Genomic DNA, 20,810 nt, shown 5'->3' on the forward strand with positions numbered 1-20,810 from the left:
AGGACCGGCAGCTACGCCGAGCGGAACCCGCCGCCGGTCAGGTCGCGCTGAGCGCCACCGTCGGATGCAGCCGGGAGGCCCGTACCGCCGGGTAGAGGCCCGCAATGACGCCGATCACCAGGGTGGCGCCCAGGCCGCCGGCCAGGGACCAGGGCGGTACGACGGCGGTCCAGCCCTGGGCGTGCGCGAAGACGGCCGTGGCGGCGGCGCCCAGTGCGGCGCCCGCCAGTCCGCCGAGTGCCGACAACAGCAGGGATTCGGTGAGGAATTGGAGCCGGATCGAGCCTCTTGTCGCGCCGAGGGCGCGGCGCAGCCCGATCTCCTGGCGGCGCTCCAGTACGGAGATCACCATGGTGTTGGCCACGCCCACCCCGCCGACGAGCAGCGCCACCGCGCCCAGGCCCAGCATCAGACTGGTCATCCCCTTGTCGGTGGCGGCCTTGGCCGCGAGGGCGTCGGAAGGGCGGGAGACCTTCACCGACGCCTCGTCCCCCGGGTTGACCGTACGGGCCAGGACGCCCTGGACCGCCTCCACCGAGGCGTCCGTGGAGCGCTCGAAGAGCATGGTCGGGTGGCCGTCGAAGCCCAAGTAGCGCTCGGCGGAGGGGTAGCCGACCAGGGCGGTACGGTCCAGGGTCGGCACCAGCTCGATGGGCGCGAGGATGCCGGTGACGACGTACCAGCGGTCGTTCAGCAGGATCTTGGCGCCGGGCTCGGTCATTCCGAGGCGGCCGGCAGCCACCGAGCCCAGCACGACGGTGGGCAGGCGTTCACTGGCGCGGTTCAGCCAGCTTCCCTGAGCGGTACGGGCATTGAGTGCGTCGAGCAAGTCGGTGCGGGCCGCCTGGACCGTGATGCCCGCCGCCATCTCCTCCGGCACGGCGTCGCTGCGCCGCACCCGGGCGTCGACCGCGCCGATGGCGGTGGCGTGCTGGACGGGGCCGATCCGCTCGACCATCGGCACGGCGTTCTTGGGGAGTTTGGCGGTGCCGCCCATGGCGTCCTTGCCGGCCTCGGCGGTGAGCAGATTGGTGCCGAGCCGGTCCATCCGGTCCATGATGTCGGCGCGGCTGGAGGTCGACAGGCCGATGACCGCGACCATCGTGGCGATGCCGATCGCGATGCCGAGGGCGGACAGCACGACGCGGGTGCGGCGGCTGCGCAGGCCCTCGGCGCCCACCCGCAGTACATCGGCCGGGGACAGGCGGGCCGCGCGGAGTGCGGGGCCGCTCATCGGGTCACCTCCTCGGTGAGCTCGCCGGGTGAGCCGGGTGCGGCGGACGAGCGAGGTGCGGCGGGTGCGGCGGACGAGCCAGGCGCGGCGGGTGCGGTGCCGGAGTCGTCGACGATCTCGCCGTCACGGAAGCGGATACGGCGGGGCAGCGAGTCGGCGATGTCGTTGTCGTGGGTGATGACGCAGACGGTCGTCCCGGCCGCGTGGAGCTCACGGATGAGGTTCATGACCAGCTCACCGGAGGCGGTGTCCAGCGCGCCGGTCGGCTCGTCGGCAAGCAGCAGGTCGGGGCCGCCGACCAGTGCGCGGGCGATCGCCACGCGCTGCTTCTCGCCGCCCGACAGCTGGTGGGCGAGGTGGCCGATGCGGTGTCCGAGCCCCACCTCTTCCAAGGCCGTACGGGCGCGGGCGCGCCGCTCCCGCAGGCCCGTTCCGCCGTACAGCAGACCGTCCGCGACATTGTCCTGGGCGCTGCGGCCGGGCGCGAGGTGGAAGTGCTGGAAGACGAAGCCGATGTGCCGGGCACGCAGCGCGGAGAGCTGGGCATCGGACAGCCGGCTCACGTCGTACCCGGCCACCCGGACCTCGCCCGCGGTGGCCCGGTCGAGGGTGCCGAGCAGGTTGAGCAGGGTGGACTTTCCGGAGCCCGACGGGCCGACGATAGCGGCCAGTTCGCCGCGCTCCACCCGGAGGTCCACACCCCGCAGGGCGTGCACCCCGCCCGGGTAGGACTTGGTGGCCGCCCGCAGTTCGATCACGGCTGGGGTCATTGCTCGGCCGCTCCGACCTTCATGCCTTCGGTCAGGCCGGAACCGCTGACCTCGATCCGGCCGTCGGCCGTCAGACCGGTCTCGACCGCCACCATGCGGGTCTTGGCGCCCTGGACCAGCTCCAGCCCGTAGCCGCCCTCGCGCAGCGCGACGACCGCCTCGACCGGAACCGTCAGCACGTTCTTGCGGCTCTCACTGACGAACTTCACGCTGAGGGTGCCCTGCCGGTCCTTCTCCTGGAGCTTGGTGTCGTCGTCGAGGGTGATCTCGACCTCGATGCCCCCGTCCGCGGACGGCTCACCGGAGGTGCCGGCCGCACCGCCCCCGCCGGACCCGGATTCCTCGGGTGCCCTCACGCCGCTGACCTTGCCGCGCCGGGTCCCGCCGCTGGGCAGGGCGATCTCCGCCTTGGAGCCCTTGGCCCCCAGTGCCCGGTCGGCCTGGTCGAGCGAGACCCGTACGACCGGCTTGGTGGAGGCGACCGTCAGGACCGTCTTGTCCGGGCCGATCCCGTCGGCGAGGGGGGCGTCGGCGGACACCACCCGCACGGGACCGCGCTGGAAGACGACATCCCCCTTGCCGACCTCCCCCGTGGGATCGGTCACGTCGAGGGACTTCTGCCACGCCTTGACGGCGGCCTTGGTCGCCGCGTCATAGCGGACATCCACATACAGCCCCGAGCCGAAGCCCAGATCACGCAGGTTGCGCTCCAGCTGGAGGACGTCCGGGCCGCGGTCGCCGGCCTTCATCGCGCGGAACATCGGTGTCGAGCCGTAGAGGAGGACCACCGGCCGGGCGTCCCGCTCGTACAGGCGCTGCCCGAGCGAGACGGTCTTCCCCGGCTCGGCGGCCTTGGTGATCGTGCCCTCCACGGGGGACTTCACCGCCCGGCGCTGCGCGTAGTCGAGCCGTCCGTCGACGGTCTTGCTCTGGACGAGGTCGGTCCGGGTGATCTCGGTCGTGGTGGGCGGCGCCTTCGCGTGCCGGCCGGCGGACGGGGTGTCCTCGTTGGTGAGGACCATGACACCGGAGATGCCCGCGGCCGCGGCCACCGCGGCCGCCAGCGCGACGAACCCCCGACGGCGCTTTTGTGCGGTGCTCACTGCATGCCGTCCAGTCCGTCAAGGAGCTTGTCCTTGCATGCCTGCCGGGCCTGCTTGTACGCGGGCGAGTCCGAGGAGATCCCGGGAGAGGTGGGGTTGGCGTCACCGCCGGGGAGGACATTGCCGTCCTGGAGCGTCGGGTTGGTGAATTTCGGAACGCCGTGGGCGCGCATGCACTTGGCGTGCGCGAGCATCGACTCGTATTCCTTCTGGGTGTCGCGGCGCGGCTCCAGCTTCGCGGCGTTGTTCATCTCGCCCGTGCAGACGCCGTCCTTGCCGCCCTTGGAGAGCGCTTCGTTGCCCGGCTTCCCGGCGAGTTCGTCGATCTTCGTCCAGTCGAGATAGCCGCTCAGCTTGGGATCCGGAAAGTCCTTCTCGACGTTCTTGCGCATGCACTGGACGTACTTCATCTGTGCGTCGTAGAACGCGCTCTTGCCCTGGGAGGCGCCGTCGCCGTCCTTGGACCGGCCGGTGGTGGGCGCGTCACTGACGGAGGCGACCCCTTCGTCGGACGACCCGGCGCCACCGCAGGCGGTGGTCAGCGCGAGGGCGGGTACGGCGATCAGCAGCGCGAGGCGCCCGGCACGGGAGCGGGAACGGGAACCTGTCTTCTGTGTCATGCGGCCCAATGTCGGGGCCATAGTTGGTGGTCGTTGCATGGCCGCATGATGAGAACGTAACAATGTCACGGCACCGCGGTTTCGCCCTGTGGATAACCCCTGAGCTGCACAAACCCTCGCCCATAATCGTCAGCATGCCGCATGTGCTGTTGATCGAGGACGACCCCTCCGTACGGGACGGAATGGAGCTGGTGCTGCGTCGGCACGGCCATGAGGTCGAGGGCGTCGCCACCGGCGAGGCGGGCCTGGAACTGCTGTCGCGCCCGCGCGGCGCCGGCATCGAGATCGCGGTGGTCGACCTGATGCTGCCCGGTATCGACGGCTTCGAGGTCTGCCGCCGCATCCGCGGCCGGGGGCAATTGCCGATCATCATGCTCACCTCCCGCGGCGACGATCTGGACGTGGTCAGCGGCCTGGAGGCGGGTGCCGACGACTATGTGGTCAAGCCGGTCACCGCCCGGGTGCTGGAGGCCCGTATCCGGGCGGCGCTGCGACGAGCCGGTCCCGTCACCCGTAAGGACAGCGACGACTTCGCCGGGCTCGTCATCGACCGGGCCGGCCTGACCGTCACCAAGCGCGGCACCCCCGTCCCCCTTCCGCCCACCGAGCTGCGGCTGCTGCTGGAGCTGTCGGCCGCCCCCGGCCGGGTCTTCAGCCGGGAGCAGTTGCTCGAACTCGTCTGGGAGCACGACTTCCTGGGCGACTCCCGGCTGGTGGACGCGGCGGTCGGGCGGCTGCGCGCCAAGCTGGAGGACCTCCCCGCCAAGCCTCGCTACGTCCAGACGGTGCGCGGCTTCGGCTATCGCTTCGGGCCGCTGTGAGCGCGATGAGGACGGCTGCGGCGAAGCGCACGGCGACGTCCGCTCCGAAGGCGGCCACGAGGGCCGGGGCGCGGGCCCGTTGGCGGCTCCCGCGTCTCGACGGGCTACGCGGCCGGCTGATCATCACCGTCGTCGTGGTCGCTCTGATCAGCGCCGTCACCGCCACGGCGCTGGCGTACCGGGAATCGCGCGACGCGGTCCTCAAGCGGGCCCAGAGCGCCGCCGTCGATGACTTCCACAACCGCGTCGGTCAGCTGGCGACGGAGCTCGATGTCCCTCCTGACCTGAGCTCTCTGACCCGGTTCGCCACCGGGGTCTCCTCCGGCTTGCACGGCTCGCTGGTCCTCGCCCGGTACCGCGATTACACCGCCTCCTCCGACGCATCCGCCGACCGCACCCGGATCACTCCCGAGCTGCGCGCGGCCGTGCGCACCCACACCCGTGTCTCGCTCCAGCGGGTGGAGTACGGGGGCAAGCCGTGGCTGGTGCTCGGCGCCCCGGTCGGCCTGAACTCCCCGGCCCCTCACGGCGCCTCCGGACAGCCGTCCGGGGTCGAGGTATTCGCGGTCGTCTCCCTCGCGGCGGAGGAACGCGACACCGCTGATCTGGTGCGCAGCGTGCAGGGCGGCCTGGTGCCCGTGGTGCTGCTGGCCGCCGTATTGGCGCTGCTCGCGGCCCGTACGGTGCTGCGCCCGGTACGCAGGCTGGCGCGGGCCACCCGCAGGCTGGCCACCGGCGAGCTGAGCATCCGGGTCGAGGAGAAGGGCCGCGACGAACTGGCCGAGCTCGCCCACACCTTCAACGAAACGGCCGGCGCGCTGGAGCACACCGTCGGCGAGCTGCGCGAACAGGAGGCCCTGGCCCGCCGCTTCGTCGCCGACGTCTCCCATGAGCTGCGCACCCCGCTCGCCGCCATGACCATGGTCTCCAGCGTCCTGGAGGAGGACGCCGACCAGCTCACCCCCGACACCGCACACGCGGCCCGTACGGTCAGCGCCGAAACCGCCAAGCTGACCCGGCTCGTCGACGACCTCATCGAGATATCCCGCTTCGACGCCCGCGCCGTGGCGCTCACGGTGCACACAGTGGACGTGGCCGGGGCGGTGCGCGCCACGCTCGCGGCCCGTGGCTGGACCGACCGGGTCGAGGCCGATCTCCCGCCGGGCATACGGGCCCGGCTCGACCGCCGCCGCCTCGATGTCATCGTCGCCAACCTCGTCGGCAACGCCCTCCGGCACGGCGCACCTCCGGTGACCGTCACCGTACGGGCGGCGGACGACCGGCTCACCGTCTCGGTCGCCGACCACGGCCCGGGGCTGGCCCCCGAGGTCGCCCGTCATGTCTTCGACCGCTTCTACAAGGCCGACAGCGCCCGCAGCCGCTCGGAGGGCAGCGGTCTGGGCATGGCCATCGCCCTGGAGAACGCCCGTCTGCACGGCGGCACCATCGAGCTCGCGCCCCCGGAGCCGGGCGTCGGCGCCGTCTTCACCCTTCGCATCCCCCTCCGTACGGAATCCGCCTCATGACGCGTCCCCGCACCGCCCTCACCTGCTGTGGGCTCGTCCTCGTCGCCGCGGGCTGCGGCATCCGTCCCACGGGTGTCACGGATGGCGGCACCGCGCCCTCCGGGATCTCGACGGGCATGCGGGTCTACTTCGCCTCCGACACCGGACTGCGCGGGGTGGCCCGGCCCGGCATCAAGGTCGATGATTTCAATGTCGCCTACAAACTGTTGCTCGTCGGGCCGAACGCGCAAGAGCGGGCCGACGGGCTGACCACCCTCCTCACCGGCGAACGGTGGCAGACTGTCACCTCTCACCGCGGCAATGTCACCATCGATGCCCCGGGCTACAGCGCCGACGGCCCCCAGGATCAGATCACCGGGCAGCTGGTCTGCACCTTCGCCCGTGCCGAGGTCCTCATCCACGGCACCCGCCCGGACAAGGTCCAGGTGACCATCGTCGGCCGGGACGGGCGCGCCGGGCCGTATCAGTGCCAGCAGTTCCTCTCGCGCTGATCCTCTCGCGCTGCCCCCTCACGCCGAGCCCCGGACCGGGATCTGCCCGGTGGGTCGGCACGTCCCTCACAGGTTCAACCGTCCATGGGCGGCAGCCCCGGCAGCACCTTCTCGATCGTGATGGGGAAGTCGCGCACGCGCGTCCCGGTGGCGTTGAACACCGCGTTGGCGACCGCCGCACCGGACCCGCAGATGCCCAGCTCGCCGATGCCCTTCGCGCCCAGGACGTTGGCCTTGTCGTCGTACCCGTCGAGGATGACGACCTCGACATCGGGGATGTCGGCATGGACCGGTACCAGGTACTGCGCGAGATCCCGGTTGACGAAGGCGCCGGACCGCAGATCGACCACGGCCTCTTCCTCGAGGGCCGCGCCCGCCCCCCAGATCATGCCGCCGATCAGCTGCGAGCGCGCCGTCTTCGGGTTGAGCACCCGCCCCACCGAGAACACGCCCAGCATCCGCCGCAGACGGATCTCGGCGGTGTCCGCGTCGACCCCCACTTCGGCGAAATGGGCGCCGTAGGTGTGGATCGAGTAGGCCGAGTAGTTCGGGTCGTCGCCCATGAAGAGGGTCGCGCCCTCCGCCTCCGCACCGTCGGGATGGTGGCGGGCGACAATCTCGCCCATCGCCTGGGACGCGTCGCCGATGCGCACGGTGCCCTCGGCGAACACGGCGCCGGCCGGGTCCCGGCCGTACAGCGCGGAGCCCTCATCGCCGCGCGCCGCGACCAGCAGCTTCTCCCGCAGGGCCGCACACGCCCGGTACACCGCGGTGCACGAGCCGGCGGCGCCCCACGAGCCACCGGACCCCCAGCTGGAGGGCAGTCCGGAACGCCCGAGCTCGATCCGCACCCGGTCGGGCGGCAGTCCCAGCCCCTCGGCCGCGACCTGGGTCAGGATGGTGTAGGTGCCCGTGCCGATATCGGTCATGTCCGACTGGACGACGGCGGTGCCGTCCGCCTCCAGTCGGACCCGCGCCGCTGTCGGCCCCTGGAAATGCCCGCGGATGGCGGCCGACATGCCGTAGCCGATCAGCCACCTTCCCTCGCGCACACTCGCCGGGGTGGCGGGGCGGCGCTCCCAGCCGAACCGCCGCGCGCCGTCGCGCAGGCAGTCGACCAGGTGCCGGTCGCTGTAGGGCACGTCCCGCTCGGGATCGACGGTGGGCTCGTTGCGGATCCGCAGCTCGACCGGGTCCATCCCGAGCGCATCGGCCAGCTCGTCCATCGCCGACTCCACCGCGAGCAGGCCCGGCGCCTCGCCCGGCGCGCGGACGTCCGACCCGCGCGGCAGATCGAGCGGCGTGAGCCGGTGGCTGGTCAGCCGGTGGGGCGCGGCGTAGAGGCTGCGGGTCGTGGCGGCGGTCTGCTCGGCATACTCCAGGTCGCGGTTGGTGTGCATGGTGACGTCATGGGCGAGCGCAGCCAGCCGTCCGTCGTGCCCCGCGCCCAGCCGCACCCGCTGGTTCGATGTGGGGCGCAGGCCGACGAGCTGGAAGACCTGCTGCCGGGTCAGCGCGACCTTGACCGGTTGGCGCAGCTCGCGGGCGGCGAGCGCGGCCAGGATCGTCTCGGCGTGGATGCCCAGCTTGGAACCGAATCCCCCGCCGACGAAGGGGCTGACGATATGAATCCGCGCGGGGTCCATCCGCAGCGTGCCGGCGACCGAGGACTGCGCCGCGTCGACGATCTGGCAGCTGACGTAGACGACCAGGTCCTCGCCCCGCGGTTCCACCAGACACGCATGCGGTTCCATCGGCATCGAGAACTCGTACGGCGTGGTGTAGTACTGATCGACTCGCACCGCGGCGGCATCGAATCCGGCATCGAAATCGCCCACCGACGTATCGGTGGGGAGCCCGGCATTGACCACCTTCGGGATGTACGTCTCCTCGCCGTCCCCGGCGAAGTCGAACCGTCCCCGCCCGACCGCGTACTCCACCTCGACGAGCTCGGCTGCCGCTCGGGCCTGCTCGAAGGTCTCGGCGACGACGAGCGCCACCGGCTCGCCGTAATAGTGAATCTCCGGGCCGGTCAGCACCGGCTGGGCGCGCCAGTACTCCAGCGCAATCGACTCATCACGCGGGCCTTGCACCGGGGCGTTGTGATACGTCATCACCATGCGGACGCCGCCTGCGCTTTCGGCGTCCTCGGTGTCGATACGGGTGATGCGGCCTTTGCCGATCGTCGCGCCGACGATGACCCCGTACAGCGGTTGGCCGGCCTCCCAGTGCTCGTAGGCGTACGCGGCCCGGCCGGCGACCTTCAACGGGCCGTCCACGCGGTTCAGACCTTGCCCGATCATCTCGCCTCCTCAGCTCTACCGGGCCGCTTGCGCCAGCGTGCGGCACAGCGTGCGCCGGGCCAGTTCGATCTTGAAGTCGTTGTCCCCCTGCCCCACGGCGTCCCGCATGGCGGCCTCGGCGGCGGCGCGATAGGTGGCCATCGTGGCGGGACGGCCGGCCAATTCGGCCTCCGCGTCGAGGGACCGCCACGGCTTGTGCGCCACTCCGCCGAGCGCCACCCGCGCCTCGCTGATCGTTCCCTGCTCGGCCGCGACGACGGCCGCCACGGAGACCAGCGCGAACTCGTAGGACGCCCGGTCGCGCACCTTGCGGTAGAGCTGCCGGCCCGGCAGGGGCGGGGGCAGGATCACGCCCGTGATCATCTCGTCGGGCTGCAGCACGGTCTCGATGTGCGGTGTATCGCCCGGCAGCCGGTAGAAGTCCGTGATGGCGACGCGGCGCACCGCCCCGTCGGCGCCGAGCAGTTCGATCTCCGCCTCCAGCGCGGTCAGCGCGACGGCCATGTCCGAGGGGTGGGTGGCGATGCAGGACGTGCTGGTGCCGAGGACCGCGTGGATCCGGTTGAAGCCGCCGAGGGCCGAGCAGCCGGATCCGGGGTTGCGCTTGTTGCAGCCCGCGGCCGTGTCGTAGAAGTAGGGGCAGCGCGTGCGCTGCAACAGGTTTCCCCCGGTGGACGCCTTGTTCCGCAACTGGCCCGAGGCGCCGGACACCAGCGCCTGCGACAGCACCGGATAGCGGGTACGCACCCGGGTATCGGCGGCCACGTCGGAATTCACCGCCTGGGCGCCGATACCGAGTCCGCCGTCCGGCAGCTCCTCGATGTCCCGCAGCGGGAGCCGGCTGATGTCGACCAGATGACTGGGGTGCTCGATGCCGAGCTTCATCAGGTCGAGCAGATTGGTGCCGCCGCTGATGAACTTCGCGCCGGCGGTGGACACCGCGGCGACGGCGGCCTGTGCGTCCGTCGCCCGCTCGTAGGTGAAGGACCTCATTGCGGGCCTCCCTCCGCGATGCCGCGGATGGCCGCAACGATGTTCGGATAGGCGGCACACCGGCAGATGTTGCCGCTCATCCGCTCGCGGATCTCCTCGTCGCTCAGGGAGATCCGCGACGCGGCCACCTCGGCGGTGACGTGGCTGGGCCACCCCGCCTCCACCTCGGCGAGCATGCCGACAGCCGAACAGATCTGGCCGGGTGTGCAGTAGCCGCACTGGAAGCCGTCACACTCGACGAAGGCGCGTTGCATGGGGTGCAGGCCACCCGGATCGCCCAGGCCCTCGATCGTCACCACCTCGTCGTCCTCGTGCATGACAGCGAGCGTCAGACAGGAGTTGACGCGCCGGCCGTTGATCAGCACGGTGCAGGCACCGCACTGCCCGTGGTCACACCCCTTCTTGGTTCCGCTCAGGCGCAGATGTTCGCGCAACGCGTCGAGCAGCGAGGTCCGCGGATCCACCTGGAGCCGCCGCAGCTGATCGTTGACCCTCAAGGTGATCGCCGACAGCGGGGCGGCCTCGCCCTGGCTCCGCCCCGTGGCGCCTCTCTCTGCCTCGCTCATCACGGCCCGCCCTCCTCGACCGGGTGCGGTGTCACGCCGGATCACGCCGGCTCACGCTGGAAATGCATCACCCCTGCCGGGCGCGCTCCCCTGATCACCAGGGTCTCGCACAAACATGGCCGCCGCACCGCGAGGCTTTCTCCGGCGCCCGTCCTGCGGAGGCGCCTGTCCTGCGGACAGCGCCTAGAAACTGAAGCTCATGAACGCCCCGTATCCGCCCTCGGCCGCGGCGGCGAAGAAGGCGACGAGCTCTTCGTAGGAGCGCCGGAGCCATTCCAGTTCACCTTCGGCATCGAGCCTCCACGTCTTGGGGTACACCTCCTCCCTCGTCATCCGCTCCGGGGAGTAGTGGGCCGCCAACCGCTCCCACGGGGTCGCCTGCAGCTGCCGTGCCACGCTCGCGATCTGCTGCGCGGACCACCCGAACAGGGTGCCGTCCTCCAGGATCTGGAAGCCGTCCATCAAGAACTCCAGCTCGACGTCCGTCTCGTCGAGCAGGAACTGAAGGCCGGCCCACGCCTTGTCCGGACCGCCGTAGGGACGATCCGGTATCGGGAAGTCATCGGCATACAGCTCATAGACGTAGGTACCGGCCCAACTCGGGTCCGCCTCCGCCCTGTCCAGCTCCTCCGTCGTCGCGCTGATGAATCCCATGCTCACGCCCATGAAAGGCAATCCCCCGTGGTGTACCGCCGTGATCTACCGCTTGACCGGCCCTTGGCCCGAACAGCGAAGGCGAGTGTTCCACGCGGCTCTGACAATCGGGCTGCGCCCAGCGGCGAGCGGCGGTGGGACGCGTCCGGCGCGCGGCACCGAGGTGAGTGGCTCACGGCTCTGAGGCATGTCCCGAGCGGCGCCGAGGCGTGTTCGCCAAGTGGCACCGAGGCGTGGCCGACGGACCGCGAGGACGGCTCCACCTGACGCACCATCAGAACGGTCACCGAAAGACCGGCGCGAGTACGATCAGAGCGACCGGCGATGACCGGAACGCGCCTCCCGATGCGAGCCGGGGGCGGCCTCTCGACCCGGAAAGACGCAGGTCGCGAGACCGCCCCGGCCTCACCCTCACCCGGTTCGGACGATCCCCCGCGTCGCCCGAACCGGGCAGCTCGACCGGGTTCCGTCCACAGACGAAACCCTCCATTATACGAAGTATATTGGCCCTGAGCCAGTCAACGCAGGAGTTACAGGATGTCCCCCCGCAGCGCATCGGTCAATGAAGAATTGCGGCGGCGGTCCCGCGAGCGGCTGCTGCAGGCGACGGTCGAGCTGGTGGGGGAGCGCGGCTTCGAGGCCACGACGCTCGGGGACATCGCCCAGCGGGCGGGGGCGGCGCGAGGGCTGGTGTCGTACTACTTCCCCGGCAAACGTCAGCTCCTCCAGTCCGCCGTCCACCGGCTGATGCATCTCACGTTGCAGGCCGCACTGGAGCGCGCGCCACGGCCGAGCGGGCCGGAGGCGGGGCGGGAGCTGATGGCGCGGGCCATCGACGCGATCCTGGGCCTTGCGCATGATCGTCCGTTGCTCATGCGGACGCATATGGCGGGAATCCTGGCGGCCGACGGGTTCATCCAGTGCCCCGAGCAGCGACGGCTGGCCCAGTTGCTGCGCGAGACGGTCGTGGCGTACGGATCCTCGGACCCCGATGCCGACTATCCGCTGCTGCGGGCGTTGCTGATGGGTGCGGTGGTGGCGATGCTGCTGCCGGGAGCCCCGATGCCGCGCGTGCGACTGCGCGCCGAGTTGTTCCAACGGTACGGACTGGCCTGGGAGTTGGGCGACGCACACGCCGATGGTGCGGTGCAGGCTCCCTGAGCTTCGCCGGTCAGCGCTTGCTGGTCAGCGCTTGTTGTGACGTGGCGCCAGGAGCCCTTCGTCGCGGGCGCCGGCGATCAGACGTAGCGATCTTCGACGATTACGGCCGGTGGCAAGCATGACGGCCAGCACGGGATCGCTCCCCTCCCGCTGAGCCCGGCGGTACGCGTCCGCGGCGACCCTGCGACGCTCACCGGCCCGCGACCGGGCAAGGACGGCGGAACGGGCACGCTCGGACGACGGGGCCGCGGCGGACGGCCCGGGTGACGTCGACGGGTCGGACGACGTCGCCGGCCCGGACACCGACGGCTCGGACACCGATGACCCGGACACCGACGGCTCGGACGACCCTGGCGACGTCGATGACTCCGACGGTGCCGACGACTCCGACGGTGCCGGTGACGCGGAGACCGGGGCGGTCGCCGACGTGACGGACGCAGCGGACAGGGCAGGCGGGGCGGGCGTCACGCCCGTCGCCTCCTCCCCCGGCACGGCCTCCCCCTGCGTCGCAGGTGCCACACATCCCCCTGCCGCCACCCCCTGCCCGGCACCCGCTGTCTCCGCCTCCGTCTCCGTCTCCGTCTCTGGTTCGCTCCCCGGCGCCGGACCGGTCGCCGGCTCGGTTGCCGCGCCCCCCAACGGCGCCGTGCGCGGTCCGGTCTGCGGCCTACCGTCCGGCTCCGCCGAGGTGGTCAGCGGGCCGGGCTGCCGGGGCGTGGGCCGGGGCCGGTGCGGCCGCCCGGTGGCGGCCCGGAAGGCGTCGTCCAGCGGGCCTTCGATCCAGCGGGCCAGGTCGGTCAGACCGGCGAGTGTCAGCGGCGGGTCGGCGCGTACGTCCTCGACGGTGATGTGGTCGTCGGAGACCGTCACGAGGACATCGACCCGGGCGCCGTCGGCGAACGTCAGCCGGGCGCTGCACCAGGGGCCCAGCGGATCGAGCCGGGGCAGCGGGCACCCGGAGCCCCGGGATCCGGAGGGATCGCCCGGGGCGGCGGGGTCGGGGGCGGGAGCGGGCGCGGCCGAGCCGTGCGCCCGCAGTTCCCACGTGGGCCACTCCAATGGCGCGCCCTGGGCTTCATATCGGTGATTAACGGTATAAAAGTCACTTTCCGACACATTGAAAACCTAGCCCCCCGCTCACCCGGCCCAGTAGCGCGGCACGCTCATCCCACCGGGAGCAACCCCGATAGCGCATCTCCCGCCGTGCGTCCGCCGGTGCGATCCTGGGGGTATTCCGCGGAAGGGGCCACTCGTGCTTCGTGTCGCAGTGATCGGTTCTGGACCCAGCGGCGTCTACACCGCCCAGTCCCTGATCGAGCAGCAGACCGTACCGGACATCGAGGTGTACGTCCTGGACCGGCTGCCCTGCCCGTACGGTCTGGTGCGCTACGGCGTCGCGCCGGACCACGAGAAGATCAAATCGCTGCAGAACACTCTGCGTACGGTGCTGGAGCACCCCAGGGTGCGTTTCCTGGGGAACGTCGAGGTGGGAGCGCCGGGGCTGGGCGTCGAGGAACTGCGCGAGATCTTCGATGCGGTGGTGTTCTGTGTGGGCGCCGCCACCGACCGGCATCTGGGCATCCCCGGTGAAGAGCTGCCCGGCAGTCATCCGGCGACCGAGTTCGTCGCCTGGTACAGCGCACACCCGGATGCGGCCGCCGTCCGCTTCACCCTCGCGGCGCGGTCCGCCCTGGTGATCGGCGTGGGCAATGTGGCGGTGGATGTGGCGCGGATGCTGTCCCGTGGTGCCGCCGAGCTTGCCGCCACCGATATGCCGCAGGGGCCGCTGGGCGCGCTGGCGGACAGCCGCGTCGAGGATGTCTGGATGGTCGGCCGACGCGGCCCCTCCCAGGCCAAGTTCACCACCAAGGAGCTTCGGGAACTGGGCTCCCTTCCGGAGACGGAGGTGTGTGTACGGCCGGAGGAGCTGGCACTGGATCCGGCGTACCGGGATCCCAGCGGGCTGCCCGCGGCGGGGCGGCGGAATATCGAGGTGCTGCGCGGCTGGGCGGAGCGGTCGGCGGCACGGGCGGCGGCTGCGGCGGGCCCGGACACAGGGGCCACCGGTGGCCGTGGGCGCCGTATTCATCTGCGGTTCTTCCTGCGGCCGGTCGAAGTGCTCGGGGATGCCACCGGGGTGCGCGCGGTCCGGTTCGAGCGGACGGCGCCCGACGGGCACGGCGGAGTGACGGGTACCGGCGAATTCGAGGACATCGAGGGGCAGTTGGTGCTGCGTTCGGTCGGCTACCGGGGGACGCCGATGCCCGGCCTGCCGTTCGACGAGACGACCGGGACGGTGCCGCACCGGGAGGGACGGGTACTGCGGGACGGGGCGCCACTGCCCGGTGTGTACGTGGCGGGCTGGATCAAGCGGGGCCCCACGGGGGTGATCGGCACGAACCGGCCGTGCGCCAAGGAGACCGCGCGGTCACTGCTGGCCGATGCCCCCGCACCGGCGGTGCGCGAGGCGGCCGGGGACCCGGTGGCCGCATTGACCCGGGCGGGGCAGCGGCCGGTCCCGTGGCCGGGCTGGCTGGCCATCGAGGCCGCCGAGGCGGAGTGGGGCCGCGGGCTGGGCCGTGGCACCGTCAAACTCCCGGACTGGGCCGGGCTGTTGGAAGCGGCGGGGTCGGCGGATCCGGCTCGCTGAATCCGCGGGCGGGTCGGGGCGCCGGGTTCCGGTCCACCGGCCCGCCGGTCCGGAGCGGCCCCGCGCTCCTGCCGACCCCGGCACTCCCGGCGGCCCCGCTACTCCTCCCCGAGGCGGCCGGCCTGCAGATCGGCCGCCCGGAGCACACCGTCGATCAGGCCGGGGAAGAGCGCTTCCAGATCGGCCCGGCGCAGCCCGTTCATCTTGGCCGTGCCGCGGTAGAGCTGCTGGATGACGCCGTGCTCGCGCAGCACCCTGAAGTGGTGGGTGCAGGTCGACTTGCTGACCGGGAGTTCGATGTCCGCGCAGTTCAGTTCCCCCTCGGCGGCCGCCAGCGCGCAGACGATCCGCAGTCGTACGGGGTCGGCGAGCGCATGCAGGACATCGGCCAGCCGGATGTCCGCACGGGCCGGGTGCTCCAGCGACCGGGGGCCCGACGGAGCCCGCCTGGAGGTCGTTTCGGTCGGCATGGCGGCTCCTGACTCATTCTGCGGGGCTCGGTGTGGCCTGGCGCGCCGCCCGCCCGCTCATTGTACGAGAAGCATCGTAGTTTGACACTCACCGTAGTACGACGCCTATCGTATGAGCGCGGGGCCGGCCGGCACCCGTTCGCCTCAGGTACAGGAGCCCGCCGTGAGCGCACTCTTCGAGCCCATCACCCTTCGCGCGCTGACCGTTCCGAACCGCCTCTGGATGGCACCCATGTGCCAGTACTCCGCGGCTCCCGAGGGCCCGGCGGAAGGGGCGCCCGGCGACTGGCACTTCCAGCACCTGGCCGCGCGGGCGGCGGGCGGCACCGGCCTCATCCTCACGGAGGCCACCGCGGTGAGCCCCGAGGGGCGCATCAGCCCGTACGACCTCGGCCTGTGGAACGACACCCAGACCGAGGCCTTCCGGCGCATCACCGACTTCCTCAAGGACCAGGGCACCACCCCCGGAATCCAGATCGCCCACGCAGGCCGAAAGGGTTCTACCGAGCGCACCTGGGTGGACCGTGGCGCACCGATCCTCCCCGGGCAGCGGTACGGCTGGGAGCCGGTCGGGCCGAGCCCGGTGCCGTTCGGCGAGGGGTTCGCGGCCCCCGCCGAGCTCACCGTGGCGCAGATCCAGGAGATCGTCGCGCAGTTCCGGGCAACGGCCCGGCGGGCGCTGGCGGCCGGCTTCGAGGTGGCCGAGATCCACGGTGCGCACGGCTACTTGATCAACCAGTTCCTTTCCCCCTTCACCAACCGGCGCACCGACGCGTACGGCGGCTCGTACGGGAACCGGACGCGGTTCGCGCTGGAGGTCGTGGACGCCGTGCGCGAGGTCTGGCCGGACGGACTGCCGGTCTTCTTCCGGATCTCGGCGACCGACTGGCTCACCGAGGACGAGAGCGACGCCCGCGAGGGCTGGACGGCCGACGACACCGTGCGCTTCGCCCGCGAGTTGCAAGAGCACGGGATCGACCTGCTGGACACCTCCACGGGCGGCAACGCGCCGGACGCGAAGATCAGCACGGGGCCCGGCTACCAGGTGCCGTTCGCCGAGCGGGTCAAGAAGGAGAGCGGTCTCGCGGTGGGCGCCGTCGGTCTGATCACCGAGGCGCGGCAGGCCGAGAAGATCATCGCGGACGGCCAGGCCGACGCCGTGCTGCTCGGCCGGGAACTCCTGCGGTCCCCCGGCTTCGCGCAGCACGCGGCACGGGAACTGGGTGCCCACGTCGCCGTGCCGCAGCAGTACCACCGGGCGGTCTGAGGCCGTCCCGAGGGCGTGCGGCAGCCTCGGCAGGAACGGGGCCGCACCGTCCGACCTGCGAGGACACGTTCCGGGACGCCATTGTCAGTGGCCGGGTGCAGACTTGCCCCTATCTGAGACAACGGCGTCCCGGAGGTGTTCCGGCATGACTGACGTAGTACTCGCGGTGGGCACGCGCAAAGGGCTCTTCATCGGCCGCCGGCGGCACGGCGGCTGGGAAGTGAGCGGTCCGCACTTCTCCGCGCAGGCGGTGTACTCCCTCGCGATCGACACCCGGCGCGCCACGCCCCGGCTGCTGGCCGGGGCCGACAGCGCGCACTGGGGCCCCTCGGTGTTCCACTCCGACGACCTGGGCAATAGCTGGCACGAGCCCTCCCGCCCGGCCGTCACGTACCCGGAGTACACCGGGACTTCACTGGAGCGGGTGTGGCAGCTGCATCCGGCCGGCCCCGCCGCCCCCGATGTGGTCTATGCGGGCACCGAGCCCGGCGGCCTGTTCCGCTCCGAGGACCGCGGCGAGACCTTTGAGCTGGTGCGGGCGCTGTGGGACCACCCCAGCCGGGAGAGATGGCAACCGGGCGGCGGTGGGCTGGCCGTTCATACGGTGATCACTGACCCGCGGGACGCCGACGCGGTCACCGTCGCCGTTTCGGCTGCCGGGGTCTTCCGCACCCTCGACGGGGGCGCCGGCTGGGCCCCGTCGAACAGCGGCGTGAAGGCGGTCTTCCTGCCGGACCAGCATCCGGAGTTCGGCCAGTGCGTCCACAAGATCGCGCAGGACCCGGTGCACCGCGACCGGCTGTATCTGCAGAACCACTGGGGTGTCTACCGCAGCGACGACGCGGGCGCGCACTGGACGGATATCGGCGGCGGACTGCCCTCCGACTTCGGCTTCGCCGTGGCCGCCCATCCGCACACGGGAGATGTCGCCTACCTCTTCCCGATCACCGCCGATATCGACCGGGTGCCGGCCGGGCACCGTTGCCGGGTCTACCGCACGGCCGATGCCGGCGGCAGCTGGCAGGCACTGAGCGAGGGGCTGCCGGACGAGGACCATTACGGCACGGTGCTCAGGGACGCGCTCTGTGTCGATGACGCCGATCCCGCCGGGGTGTATTTCGGCAACCGCAACGGCGAGGTGTACGCCAGCGCGGACGACGGTGACAGCTGGCAGCAACTCGCCTCCCATCTGCCGGACGTGCTGTGTGTGCGGGCGGCCGCGGTGGCCTGAGGGAAGCCGGGGGGACACGGCACGGGGCGATGGACCCAGGAGCCTGGGCCATCGGTTGATCGGGAGCGGGCCACGGCCAGTAGGGTGATCCCGTGGCTGCACGACCTCTCCAAGACATTGTCGAACCCGGCTGGGCCAAGGCACTTGAGCCCGTTGCCGGACGGATCGCCGCGATGGGCGACTTCCTGCGCGCCGAGATCGCCGCGGGACGTAGCTATCTGCCGGCCGGCAACAATGTGCTGCGCGCTTTCCAACAGCCCTTCGACGAGGTGCGGGTGCTCATCGTCGGACAGGACCCCTACCCCACACCGGGGCATGCGGTCGGGCTCAGTTTCTCCGTGGCGCCGGACGTGCGTCCGCTGCCCGGCAGCCTGGAGAACATCTTCCGCGAGCTGCACTCCGACCTCGGCCTGCCCCGCCCGTCGAACGGCGATCTGACCCCGTGGACGCAGCAGGGCGTACTGCTCCTGAACAGGGCCCTGACGACGGCGCCCCGTAAGCCCGCCGCACACCGCGGCAAGGGCTGGGAGGAAGTGACCGAGCAGGCCATCCGTGCACTGGTGGCGCGCGGGCGCCCGCTGGTGTCGGTGCTGTGGGGGCGCGATGCGCGCAATCTGCGGCCGCTGCTGGGCGATCTGCCGGCGGTCGAGTCCGCGCACCCCTCCCCCATGTCCGCCGACCGCGGCTTCTTCGGCTCGCGGCCCTTCAGCCGGGCCAACGACCTCCTGGTGCGGCAGGGCGCACAACCCGTCGACTGGAGGCTGCCCTGACACCGGGCGATAGTGTGCCTGGCATGACGAATGCGAACATCCCTGCGGGCTGGTACGCCGACCCGCAGGGCACCCCCCACCAACTTCGCTGGTGGGACGGGTCCCAGTGGACCGAGCACACCCACCCGGGACAACAGCCCGCGGCTCCCGGCCAAGGCCAGGCTCCGCAGCCGGGCCCTGCGCAGGCCGCACCGCAACAGGCTCCCCAGCAGCAGGCCCCGCAGCAGTCCGCGCCGCAGCAGCAGATGCCGCAGCAGGCGCCGGGCCAGGCCCCGTATGCGGGTCAGCAGCACGGCGGCGCGCCGTACGGTCAGCAGGGTTACGGCTACCCCCAGCAGGCGCCCGGCCAGCAGGCGCCCGGCCAGGCGATGCAACAGCCGATGCAACAACCTTACGGACAGCAGCCGATGCCGGGCGCGCATCCGGGCGCCGTGCAGCAGCAGATGCAACAGCAGGCCGGGGTGGCGCCGGGCGGACCGGGCGGCGGCAGTCTGTTCACCGAGCCGGTGCTGGTGGTCAGCCAGAAGGCCAAGCTCATCGAGGTCACCAACGAGTACAGCGTCTTCGACCAGCACGGCAACACGATCGGTGCGGTCGTCCAGGTCGGCCAGAGCACGGCGAAGAAGGTGCTCCGCGTCGTCTCCAGTCTCGACCAGTACATGACCCACAAGCTGGAGATCCGGGACGCCTACGGCCAGCCGCAGCTGATCCTGACCCGGCCCGCGAAGATCCTCAAGTCGAAGGTGATCGTGCAGCGGCCGGACGGCTCACCGGTCGGCGAGATCGTGCAGCAGAACGCCATCGGGAAGATCAACTTCGCGATGATGGTCAACGGCCAGCAGATCGGCGCCATCAAGGCGGAGAACTGGCGCGCCTGGAACTTCGCCATCGTGGACCACGCCGACACCGAGGTCGCCCGGATCACCAAGACCTGGGAAGGCCTCGCGAAGACGATGTTCACGTCGGCGGACAACTACGTCCTGCAGATCCACCACCAGCTGCCCGACCCGCTGCTGAGCCTCGTCGTCGCCACGGCCCTGACCGTCGACACCGCCCTCAAGCAGGACGCCCGCGGCTTTGGGTGAGCCCGCGGGCCGTACCCCTGGCGCCCTCGGGCCCGGCCCTTTTCCCTGGGTGCTCGGGGTCGACTCGGGCGGGTCGGGGCTGCGGGTGGCCGTCGCCCGCGCCGACGACCTCGATACCCGGCCGCCGGCCTCCCGCACCTGCGACGAGCCGGTGCGCACCGGCCCCGACGGGATCGATGCGGAACATCTGCTGTCCCAACTCCTGCCCGTCGCAGAGGAGTTGAGGCGTGAAACGGGCGCGTACGGGTTTGCCGCGGTGTGCGTGGGCGCGGCCGGGATGGCCACCCTGGGCGAGGATCTGCGGGCCCGGCTGCCGGGCGCGCTGGCCACCGCGTTCGGGGTGCGCCACCTCGCCCTCGCCGCGGACGCCGTGACCGCCTACGCCGGTGCGCTGGGCCAGCGGCCCGGGGCCGTCGTCGCCGCGGGCACCGGCATGATCGCTCTGGGCACGGATCTGACCGCGGAGGGCGGCTGGCGCCGGGCGGACGGCTGGGGTCATCTGCTGGGCGACTGCGGGGGCGGCGCGTGGATCGGCCGCGCCGGACTGGAGGCCGCGATGCGGGCGTACGACGGACGGCCGGGCGGCTCGGCCGCCCTCCTGGCGCGCGCGGAAGCGGTGTTCGGGCCGGTCTCCGGGCTGCCCGGCGTGCTCTACCCGCGCCCCGACCGGCCCGCCGTGCTGGCCTCGTTCGCCCCGGAAGTGGCCCACTGCGCCGCCGAGGACAACGCGGTGGCCCGCGGCATCATGCAGACCGCGGCGGGCCATATCGCCGATGCCGCCGCCGCGGTCTGCCCGCCGGGGGACGGGACCGCGGTGGGCTGCACCGGCGGGCTCTTCGGCCTGGGCGAACCGCTGCTGGCCCCGCTGCGCAGGGCGCTGGCCGAGCGGCTGCCCCACGCACGTCCGGCGGCCGCCGCCGGCAGCCCGCTCGACGGGGCGCTGGCCATCGCCGCGGCACTGGCCGGTGACCGTCTGACACTGCCCGTCGAGGGACGGTTGTTGCAGATCACACGGCCTGCGCCGGGGTAGCGCGGGCGTGACGCGCGGGATAAATCGGGACGGATACCTCGCCACCGAACCCTCCCTCCGCGCAG

At 71.8% G+C, this 20,810-nt stretch carries 20 protein-coding genes; 10 read left to right on the forward strand and 10 right to left on the reverse strand.

Features of this window, described 5'->3' with window-relative positions; all coding sequences use genetic code 11:
- Positions 1 to 37 precede the first annotated feature (37 nt).
- Genes OHS81_RS03295 through OHS81_RS03310 form a run of 4 tightly spaced genes read right to left on the reverse strand, consistent with a single transcriptional unit; the run spans position 38 to position 3,727 of the window.
- Positions 38 to 1,234: an ABC transporter permease gene (locus OHS81_RS03295; protein WP_328382248.1), complete on the reverse strand. Its 1,197-nt coding sequence runs from the start codon at positions 1,232 to 1,234 to the stop codon at positions 38 to 40.
- Positions 1,231 to 2,004 carry an ABC transporter ATP-binding protein gene (locus OHS81_RS03300; protein WP_328382250.1) on the reverse strand — a complete coding sequence of 258 codons (774 nt, stop codon included), beginning with the start codon at positions 2,002 to 2,004 and terminating at the stop codon, positions 1,231 to 1,233. Before OHS81_RS03300 ends, OHS81_RS03295 begins: the two co-directional genes overlap by 4 nt.
- Complete coding sequence (locus OHS81_RS03305) at positions 2,001 to 3,107, reverse strand: peptidoglycan-binding protein (RefSeq protein ID WP_328382252.1); 1,107 nt, start codon at positions 3,105 to 3,107, stop codon at positions 2,001 to 2,003. Before OHS81_RS03305 ends, OHS81_RS03300 begins: the two co-directional genes overlap by 4 nt.
- Entirely contained in the window at positions 3,104 to 3,727 is a 624-nt protein-coding gene (locus OHS81_RS03310) for a hypothetical protein (protein ID WP_328382254.1), read from the reverse strand. The genes OHS81_RS03305 and OHS81_RS03310 overlap by 4 nt, the downstream gene beginning before the upstream one ends.
- Positions 3,728 to 3,861: 134 nt before the next feature.
- Here OHS81_RS03310 and OHS81_RS03315 point away from each other — a divergent pair, with 134 nt between their 5' ends.
- From OHS81_RS03315 to OHS81_RS03325, 3 genes are read left to right on the forward strand one after another with little or no spacing between them, the layout of a single operon-like run.
- Positions 3,862 to 4,548 carry a response regulator transcription factor gene (locus tag OHS81_RS03315; RefSeq protein ID WP_328382256.1) on the forward strand — a complete coding sequence of 229 codons (687 nt, stop codon included), beginning with the start codon at positions 3,862 to 3,864 and terminating at the stop codon, positions 4,546 to 4,548.
- 5 nt (positions 4,549 to 4,553) lie between these two features.
- On the forward strand, positions 4,554 to 6,074 hold the full coding sequence (locus tag OHS81_RS03320) for a HAMP domain-containing sensor histidine kinase (RefSeq protein ID WP_328382257.1): 1,521 nt from the start codon (positions 4,554 to 4,556) through the stop codon (positions 6,072 to 6,074).
- Positions 6,071 to 6,565, forward strand: coding sequence for a hypothetical protein (locus OHS81_RS03325; protein WP_328382259.1), 495 nt, complete (start codon positions 6,071 to 6,073; stop codon positions 6,563 to 6,565). The genes OHS81_RS03320 and OHS81_RS03325 overlap by 4 nt, the downstream gene beginning before the upstream one ends.
- 74 nt (positions 6,566 to 6,639) lie before the next feature.
- On the opposite strand, the gene OHS81_RS03330 is transcribed toward OHS81_RS03325, so the two are convergent.
- The 4 genes from OHS81_RS03330 to OHS81_RS03345 all read right to left on the reverse strand — a co-directional run bounded on the left by OHS81_RS03330 (position 6,640) and on the right by OHS81_RS03345 (position 11,093).
- Positions 6,640 to 8,868, reverse strand: coding sequence for a xanthine dehydrogenase family protein molybdopterin-binding subunit (locus OHS81_RS03330; RefSeq protein ID WP_328382261.1), 2,229 nt, complete (start codon positions 8,866 to 8,868; stop codon positions 6,640 to 6,642).
- A gap of 15 nt (positions 8,869 to 8,883) precedes the next feature.
- Positions 8,884 to 9,861: an FAD binding domain-containing protein gene (locus tag OHS81_RS03335; RefSeq protein WP_328382263.1), complete on the reverse strand. Its 978-nt coding sequence runs from the start codon at positions 9,859 to 9,861 to the stop codon at positions 8,884 to 8,886.
- On the reverse strand, positions 9,858 to 10,427 hold the full coding sequence (locus tag OHS81_RS03340; protein ID WP_328382264.1) for a 2Fe-2S iron-sulfur cluster-binding protein: 570 nt from the start codon (positions 10,425 to 10,427) through the stop codon (positions 9,858 to 9,860). The genes OHS81_RS03335 and OHS81_RS03340 overlap by 4 nt, the downstream gene beginning before the upstream one ends.
- Before the next feature lie 183 nt (positions 10,428 to 10,610).
- Entirely contained in the window at positions 10,611 to 11,093 is a 483-nt protein-coding gene (locus OHS81_RS03345; protein ID WP_328382266.1) for a DUF1877 family protein, read from the reverse strand.
- Between the two features lie 525 nt (positions 11,094 to 11,618).
- Here OHS81_RS03345 and OHS81_RS03350 point away from each other — a divergent pair.
- Positions 11,619 to 12,242: a TetR/AcrR family transcriptional regulator gene (locus tag OHS81_RS03350; RefSeq protein WP_328382268.1), complete on the forward strand. Its 624-nt coding sequence runs from the start codon at positions 11,619 to 11,621 to the stop codon at positions 12,240 to 12,242.
- A 24-nt stretch (positions 12,243 to 12,266) separates the two neighbouring features.
- On the opposite strand, the gene OHS81_RS37340 is transcribed toward OHS81_RS03350, so the two are convergent.
- Complete coding sequence (locus OHS81_RS37340; protein ID WP_443058646.1) at positions 12,267 to 13,301, reverse strand: DUF6214 family protein; 1,035 nt, start codon at positions 13,299 to 13,301, stop codon at positions 12,267 to 12,269.
- 193 nt (positions 13,302 to 13,494) lie between these two features.
- Between OHS81_RS37340 and OHS81_RS03365 the strand changes: the two genes are divergently transcribed.
- Positions 13,495 to 14,892, forward strand: a complete 1,398-nt coding sequence (locus OHS81_RS03365) for an FAD-dependent oxidoreductase (protein ID WP_328382270.1) — start codon at positions 13,495 to 13,497, stop codon at positions 14,890 to 14,892.
- A gap of 98 nt (positions 14,893 to 14,990) precedes the next feature.
- Here OHS81_RS03365 and OHS81_RS03370 read toward each other — a convergent pair whose 3' ends face one another.
- A complete protein-coding gene (locus tag OHS81_RS03370) occupies positions 14,991 to 15,362 on the reverse strand; it encodes an ArsR/SmtB family transcription factor (protein WP_328382272.1) in 372 nt (123 codons plus the stop codon).
- A gap of 163 nt (positions 15,363 to 15,525) precedes the next feature.
- On the opposite strand from OHS81_RS03370, the gene OHS81_RS03375 reads away from it, so the two are divergent.
- From OHS81_RS03375 to OHS81_RS03395, 5 genes are all read left to right on the forward strand, one after another.
- A complete protein-coding gene (locus tag OHS81_RS03375; protein ID WP_328382274.1) occupies positions 15,526 to 16,629 on the forward strand; it encodes an NADH:flavin oxidoreductase/NADH oxidase in 1,104 nt (367 codons plus the stop codon).
- 145 nt (positions 16,630 to 16,774) lie between these two features.
- Complete coding sequence (locus tag OHS81_RS03380; protein ID WP_328382277.1) at positions 16,775 to 17,860, forward strand: WD40/YVTN/BNR-like repeat-containing protein; 1,086 nt, start codon at positions 16,775 to 16,777, stop codon at positions 17,858 to 17,860.
- A gap of 92 nt (positions 17,861 to 17,952) precedes the next feature.
- Positions 17,953 to 18,630, forward strand: a complete 678-nt coding sequence (locus OHS81_RS03385; RefSeq protein ID WP_088801258.1) for a uracil-DNA glycosylase — start codon at positions 17,953 to 17,955, stop codon at positions 18,628 to 18,630.
- Between the two features lie 23 nt (positions 18,631 to 18,653).
- Positions 18,654 to 19,715, forward strand: a complete 1,062-nt coding sequence (locus OHS81_RS03390; RefSeq protein ID WP_328382278.1) for a phospholipid scramblase-related protein — start codon at positions 18,654 to 18,656, stop codon at positions 19,713 to 19,715.
- 49 nt (positions 19,716 to 19,764) lie between these two features.
- Positions 19,765 to 20,745 carry an N-acetylglucosamine kinase gene (locus OHS81_RS03395; RefSeq protein ID WP_328382279.1) on the forward strand — a complete coding sequence of 327 codons (981 nt, stop codon included), beginning with the start codon at positions 19,765 to 19,767 and terminating at the stop codon, positions 20,743 to 20,745.
- Positions 20,746 to 20,810: the final 65 nt, after the last annotated feature.

The sequence above is a fragment of the Streptomyces sp. NBC_00400 genome (assembly GCF_036048035.1).
In the GTDB taxonomy this organism is placed as follows: Bacteria; Actinomycetota; Actinomycetes; order Streptomycetales; family Streptomycetaceae; genus Streptomyces.

What these genes read in the sequence shown, in the direction of transcription:
- OHS81_RS03295 (WP_328382248.1), bottom strand. Translation starts at nt 1,234, where the DNA reads ATGAGCGGCCCCGCACTCCGCGCGGCCCGCCTGTCCCCGGCCGATGTA.
- OHS81_RS03300 (WP_328382250.1), bottom strand. Translation starts at nt 2,004, where the DNA reads ATGACCCCAGCCGTGATCGAACTGCGGGCGGCCACCAAGTCCTACCCG.
- OHS81_RS03310 (WP_328382254.1), bottom strand. Translation starts at nt 3,727, where the DNA reads ATGACACAGAAGACAGGTTCCCGTTCCCGCTCCCGTGCCGGGCGCCTC.
- OHS81_RS03315 (WP_328382256.1), top strand. Translation starts at nt 3,862, where the DNA reads ATGCCGCATGTGCTGTTGATCGAGGACGACCCCTCCGTACGGGACGGA.
- OHS81_RS03320 (WP_328382257.1), top strand. Translation starts at nt 4,554, where the DNA reads ATGAGGACGGCTGCGGCGAAGCGCACGGCGACGTCCGCTCCGAAGGCG.
- OHS81_RS03325 (WP_328382259.1), top strand. Translation starts at nt 6,071, where the DNA reads ATGACGCGTCCCCGCACCGCCCTCACCTGCTGTGGGCTCGTCCTCGTC.
- OHS81_RS03330 (WP_328382261.1), bottom strand. Translation starts at nt 8,868, where the DNA reads ATGATCGGGCAAGGTCTGAACCGCGTGGACGGCCCGTTGAAGGTCGCC.
- OHS81_RS03335 (WP_328382263.1), bottom strand. Translation starts at nt 9,861, where the DNA reads ATGAGGTCCTTCACCTACGAGCGGGCGACGGACGCACAGGCCGCCGTC.
- OHS81_RS03340 (WP_328382264.1), bottom strand. Translation starts at nt 10,427, where the DNA reads ATGAGCGAGGCAGAGAGAGGCGCCACGGGGCGGAGCCAGGGCGAGGCC.
- OHS81_RS03345 (WP_328382266.1), bottom strand. Translation starts at nt 11,093, where the DNA reads ATGGGCGTGAGCATGGGATTCATCAGCGCGACGACGGAGGAGCTGGAC.
- OHS81_RS03350 (WP_328382268.1), top strand. Translation starts at nt 11,619, where the DNA reads ATGTCCCCCCGCAGCGCATCGGTCAATGAAGAATTGCGGCGGCGGTCC.
- OHS81_RS03370 (WP_328382272.1), bottom strand. Translation starts at nt 15,362, where the DNA reads ATGCCGACCGAAACGACCTCCAGGCGGGCTCCGTCGGGCCCCCGGTCG.
- OHS81_RS03380 (WP_328382277.1), top strand. Translation starts at nt 16,775, where the DNA reads ATGACTGACGTAGTACTCGCGGTGGGCACGCGCAAAGGGCTCTTCATC.
- OHS81_RS03390 (WP_328382278.1), top strand. Translation starts at nt 18,654, where the DNA reads ATGACGAATGCGAACATCCCTGCGGGCTGGTACGCCGACCCGCAGGGC.